Here is a 2,773-nt window from a genome sequence, read left to right as displayed (position 1 = left end):
AAAATTTCAAGAGAAATCGTAAACAGAGTAGAAGGGGTTAATAGAATAGTGTATGATATCACTTCTAAGCCACCTTCAACAATCGAGTGGGAGTAATACATCCACATCAGGATGTTTACTATATATTAAGCTTTCGTAGATGAGAAATCTATGAAAACCTAACCTAAACAACCCAAACAACCTAAACATGAAAAAGGACCTGGTAGAGGTCCTTTTTCTATTTTATATAAAAATTTACTTTAGTCCAAAATCATTATATTAGTATCTTAGCACCCGTGATTAGATGATATTTATACAGGGTATATAATGAAATGTAAATATAGAATACAAAATGAGAATAAATCTGAATTATGAACTCGATTTGAACTAAAAAAACGATGAAGTGCATTCAATATGATTATAGCTATTATTTTTACATCCCACAGTCAATATATATTAGCTGTGGGATAATATTTAAGTAAACTTTACAACGGAACTTATGTTTTCAAACTTAACTTGGCAGAGGGGATGGAAAATGAAAAGAAATATTTTAATTTTTTTAATATTATTTTTTGTCATATGCTTATCATCATGTTCTTTAGAAAGAGAGAAGACGTCTATTGGAGAAGAAGAGCAGAATGCAATCAGTACTGAGTCAACAGAAGAAAACATAGAAAAAGTATTGCTGGTGTATGATAATATACCACCATATATTTATTATGAAGATGGCGAACATAAGGGAATTTATGTGAAGATAATAAATGAAGCATTTAAAAATTCAGATGTTGAAATAGAGTTAGGAAGATATCCATGGAGTCGATGTCTAGAAATGATAAAGAGTCACAAGGCATTTGGATCAATTGGTTGGGTACAAACTGTTGAGCGGTTTGATAACTCTGTGTTTTCAAATAACTTTTATTTAGGTGTTACGAATTTATATTATATGAAAGACAATGAAAAAATTATCAAAAGCTATGACAAAATACATGAGTTATCAGGGCTGTCCTTTGGTGCAACAGAGCCAAATTATTTTATTAGTTCATTAGTTGGTGCTGGCATTAATCCAGATTTATCTATCGATAGTCTAGATGCAATTGAAAAATTGATATATGGTAGATATGACGTTCTTGTTATGGATCAAGGGATATTCAATTATTTGCTTGAACTTCATCATTCTGACAAGGTAGATGAAATAGTCTCGTATCAAGAACCATATATAAAAGCGTATCATTCGATTAGAGTGTGGCATGATAACCCTAGGGCAAAAGAAATTTTAGAAATATTTGACAATGGACTTGGAGAAGTAATTAGTAGTGGGAAATACGATGAATTATTAAATGAATACAATTTAGTTATGTCAAGTGATTCTCTTTTCAAAATTCAATATGAAAATAGTCCATTAAGAATCGGCTTTACATCTTTTTCACCATATGAATTTTTGGTTGGCAATGAAGCTAAGGGTATAAATGTTGATATAGTGCGTGAAGCGTTATCAAGGCTAGGATACGGTATTGATGATTATGAGTTGGTAGTTTATCCATGGTCAAGAGTTTTGGAGCTGGTAAGAAAAGGTGATTTAGATTTAGTTGTAGATATTATTCTAAGTGAGGATAGAAAGAAAAATTTTAGTTTTTCACGTGAACCAATAGGGGTAATTGACTACAGGCTAATTTCTAAATCGAATAGTATTTCATCAATTGAGCTAAATCAAATTTCAGAGCTTGGAGATACGGTTGGTTTAGTAAGAGAATATAAGTATAGTGAAGAGATTCTAAGAATAATAGATGAACAAAATATTGAAATTGTTTATGTTGATGAATCCAAAGAGCTATTAAATGGGTTAATAAACGATAGATATTCATTTATACTTGAAGATATTGATACTGTTAATTTTTATTTGAAAGAGTTAAAATATGACAATGAAGTGTTCTATTTTGAAAAAGCTTCATATCCTTCGAAGGCTTATATAGCATCTTCGATAAATAAAGATTATGGAGATTTAATCAGTCAGATTGATGAGCAAATATCAATAATCAAAAAAGATGGAACGTATGACAGAATCAGAAAGAAATATCTAGACAGACAAGAATAGAGTGAGAAAATAGCTCAAGAGTCAATTGTCATATCTATTGTGTAAAAAGCAGATGATTGTCTAGCAGAAAGTGGAGGTTAAGTAACAGTTGGCAAAACCTTATAGAAGTTTATAAAAACTTATCAAATTTATATAATGCTTATGTTACAATAAATTCAGAGGTGATATGAATGAAATATTATTCTATAGGACAATTTTCAAAATTAATAGGAAAAACTTCTTAAACATTAAGAGAATGGGATAAAAAAGATATATTAAAACCACATCATGTTGCTCCAACAGGGTATAGATATTATAAAAGATATTGGAAGTGGGATTAACTACAATAAAAAGGGATTAAATCAATTAATAGACATGATAACTAATTCGGAAGTTGATAAGGGAAAAGAGCCAATAAAACTAAAAAAATGATTAAGGAGTTATTGAAAGATGATACTGGCAAAGAAGATTAGAATTATCCCAAATGTAGAACAGGAGCAACAACTATGGAAATCAGTTGGAACTGCAAGGTTTATTTATAATTGGACACTTGCAAAACAAGAAGAGAATTATAAAAATGGTGGTAAATTTATTAGTAATAATGACCTTAGAAAAGAGATAACTATTCTTAAAAAAGATGAATTACCATGGCTTAATGAAGTATCCAACAATGTGGCAAAACAAGCAGTTAAAGACGGTTGTGAAGCTTATAAAAAGTTTTTT

Annotated in this window: 3 protein-coding genes and 1 pseudogene; all 4 read left to right on the top strand. The window is 29.8% G+C overall.

Going from position 1 to position 2,773, the window contains the following annotated elements:
- A partial coding sequence (locus N4A40_02685) for a hypothetical protein (protein MCT4660739.1) occupies positions 1-96 on the top strand: 96 nt, incomplete at its 5' end.
- A 418-nt stretch (positions 97-514) separates the two neighbouring features.
- Positions 515-2,071: a transporter substrate-binding domain-containing protein gene (locus tag N4A40_02680; GenBank protein ID MCT4660738.1), complete on the top strand. Its 1,557-nt coding sequence runs from the start codon at positions 515-517 to the stop codon at positions 2,069-2,071.
- Between the two features lie 170 nt (positions 2,072-2,241).
- Positions 2,242-2,523, top strand: a pseudogene (locus tag N4A40_02675) (MerR family transcriptional regulator).
- Positions 2,501-2,773 (top strand): helix-turn-helix domain-containing protein (locus N4A40_02670; protein MCT4660737.1); only part of this gene is annotated, 273 nt, incomplete at its 3' end. The pseudogene N4A40_02675 and the gene N4A40_02670, both read left to right, overlap by 23 nt.

This window comes from Tissierellales bacterium (genome assembly GCA_025210965.1).
Lineage (GTDB): Bacteria > Bacillota > Clostridia > Tissierellales > JAOAQY01 > JAOAQY01.
This window is presented reverse-complemented; position numbering and strand designations above follow the sequence as displayed.

Excerpts from the sequence above, each read along its gene's own strand:
- N4A40_02680 (MCT4660738.1), top strand. The coding sequence starts at position 515 with ATGAAAAGAAATATTTTAATTTTTTTAATATTATTTTTTGTCATATGC.